Origin of the sequence: Thiohalocapsa sp. (assembly GCF_019695415.1) — a bacterium.
Classification (GTDB): Bacteria; Pseudomonadota; Gammaproteobacteria; order Chromatiales; family Chromatiaceae; genus Thiohalocapsa.
The window spans coordinates 1-2,324 of record NZ_JAIFKJ010000588.1 but is presented as its reverse complement, the minus strand read 5'-3'; the positions used below and the strand labels follow the sequence as shown (position 1 = coordinate 2,324).

Annotated in this window: 3 protein-coding genes; 1 reads left to right on the top strand and 2 read right to left on the bottom strand. The window is 65.1% G+C overall.

From position 1 onward, the window contains the following. Window positions 1-196 precede the first annotated feature (196 nt). Window positions 197-1,141 (top strand): helix-turn-helix domain-containing protein, encoded by a 945-nt coding sequence (locus I6U14_RS16125; RefSeq protein WP_296900549.1) that lies wholly within the window; start codon window positions 197-199, stop codon window positions 1,139-1,141. Window positions 1,142-1,205: 64 nt separating this feature from the next. On the opposite strand, the gene I6U14_RS16120 is transcribed toward I6U14_RS16125, so the two are convergent. Then, entirely contained in the window at window positions 1,206-2,081 is an 876-nt protein-coding gene (locus tag I6U14_RS16120) for a DMT family transporter (RefSeq protein WP_296900547.1), read from the bottom strand. A 126-nt stretch (window positions 2,082-2,207) separates the two neighbouring features. Then, window positions 2,208-2,318, bottom strand: a complete 111-nt coding sequence (locus I6U14_RS16115) for a S1 RNA-binding domain-containing protein (protein WP_296900551.1) — start codon at window positions 2,316-2,318, stop codon at window positions 2,208-2,210. Window positions 2,319-2,324 lie beyond the last annotated feature (6 nt).

The window sequence follows — 2,324 nt, the reverse complement described above, 5'->3', positions numbered from 1 at the left end:
TTAAAGCGCCTCCGTGCGAGTCGACCGGCCCGCGGCCCCGTCGCAGACAGACAGCTGCAGGCGCCCGGAGTTAGCCGGGCGAAACGCCTCATGGCACGGCTCTAGTCGAGGCGCGCGTCGCAGCGGCACGCAGTATTGCCGCTCCCGATCTTCCTGATAACCTTGTTATCCGCTTTTCGCAGACGAGGACAACGCGATGGCCAACTCGAATTCGAGCGGCACAGGAGAGCCGGTGATCGAGCGGCTTGCGCTGACATTCTTCGACGCCGCGCAGTTGTCGACAGCCATCCGTGAGGCCTCCCTCGAGCACTACCAGTTGGACGTCGGTGACTTTCGCGGTGAGCTGCACGGCCTGCTCGCGGGCCCCATCGTGCTGAACAGCGGCTGCTATAACCGTACGCTGCGCGCGCGCGGCTGCCTGCCGGATGACGCAGTGGTCGTGGGCGCCATCCTCATGGCCGAGTGCGACGGTTGCATCAACGGGTATCGGTTCGGCGCCAAGGACCTTATCTGTTACCCGGCCGGCGCCGAGCTGGATTATCTGCTGCCGGCCCACACGCATTGGGCGGGGCTCCAGATCCCCCGCACCGTCCTTGGCGAGCTTGGCCTGTCGGAAAGCCTGTTCCGCGAGCCCAAGGTATTCAGCGCCTCCCTCCCCGGCTGCGCCCGTATCGTGAGCCGGCTTGCACGGCTTGCGGGTGCACGGCCCAGCACTACGGTCACGGATTGGCATGCAGAGCTCGCAGCGCTCGCCGCAGAGCTGATGCTGATGGCACATCATGGAGACGCCCCCGGCGGGCGCGCGAGCTACGCCGAGCGCATGCGCCTACTCCGTGCGTTCGAGCACCTGGTGCGGGAGCGCATCGGCGAGGACGTGCGCATCCCGCCATTGTGTCGTGCCATCGGCGTTGCCCAGCGCACGCTGGAGCAAGCCTTCCGCGACCAGCTGGGCATCTCGCCCCGACGTTACCTGACCATCCTGCGACTGCATGCGGCGCGCGACGCACTGCTGCGCGGTGCCGACGTCGACATCGCAGGCCTTGCTGCCCGCTGCGGTATGCACCACCCGGGGCGATTCGCATCGGAATACAGGGCTTTGTTCGGCGAATCGCCGTCGGCTACCGACCGCACCAACGCTTAAGGCCACAGCAAGAGGGACAAAACTGACCTCGTAGTTACATATACCGTCCCCGTTTTTTCGTTTTTTAGGGCGGCGCGTACTTTGGGCTAGAGCTGACGCTCAACGCCGTGACTGTGAGCAGGATGAGCGCCATGCCGAGGATCTGCAGAGCGGCCAGGCTTTCGCTCAACACCACGACGCCGAACAGCGACGCGGTCACCGGCTCGACCATGGCAACGATGGAGGCCACGGCCGGCGCCGTATGGTTGAGTCCGACAATATAGAGAATGAAGGACAACCCCGCCCCCAGCACCCCCAGGACGGCGAACAGCGGCCAGCTCGGTGTGCTTAGCACGGCAAGTGTCTGCTCCGTATCGCCCGGCCAGACGAGTACGGCGGCGAGCACCGCGAACGCGATGACCAGAATCGCCTGCGGAGTGCCATGCGGCGCAGCGTACTTGAAGCCGAAAATGAAGACGGCATAGGACAGCCCGGACAAGAGACCAGCAGCGACGCCGACCGGCGTCACACCTCCCGCCCCGGTCTCGTAGATCTGAGTGAGCAGCACGACGCCGACCATCACCATCGCAATGGCGACCCATTTGAGCGCGGTGGGTCGCTCGAGCTTGAGTGCGAAGGACACCAGGTAGACGAACACCGGCGCGCAGTACATCAGCGTTGCCGCAACGGCGACGCTGCCCTCGGCGATGCTCAAGAAATAGAACGCGAAATTGCCGGCGACACCGAGTCCGGCGACCGCTGACCAAAACCACAGCCAACGATTCGACAGCCCGCTGCCGCGCGGGCGCAATGCCAGCCACGCGAGCACGAACACAAGCCCGATGGCGCCCCGGTAGAGGGACACCACGAACGGGTCCCAACCGTCGGCCATCAGCACCCCACCGATGCCGCCGGACAGGCCCCAGCAGAGCGCCGCCAGGACCACGAAAGCTGTACTCATTTCTGCCCTTAGCAAGAGATTGCGGGGCTCCGAGCCCCGCAACACGTCGTAACCTCGGGCCTAAGGAGACGCCGACTTATTGGGCATCCTGCCCCGCACGGGAAGCGCCGATAAATCGGCGTTTCCCTATTCCGCGGCCCTCGCCTCGTCCTCAGCCACGGCCTTCATGCTGAGGCGAATGCGGCCCTGCTTGTCGACCTCGAGCACCTTGACGCGGACGACGTCGCCTTCCTTCAGCTTGTC

Coding starts and splice junctions, on each gene's coding strand:
- I6U14_RS16125 (WP_296900549.1), top strand. CDS start 197: ATGGCCAACTCGAATTCGAGCGGCACAGGAGAGCCGGTGATCGAGCGG.
- I6U14_RS16120 (WP_296900547.1), bottom strand. CDS start 2,081: ATGAGTACAGCTTTCGTGGTCCTGGCGGCGCTCTGCTGGGGCCTGTCC.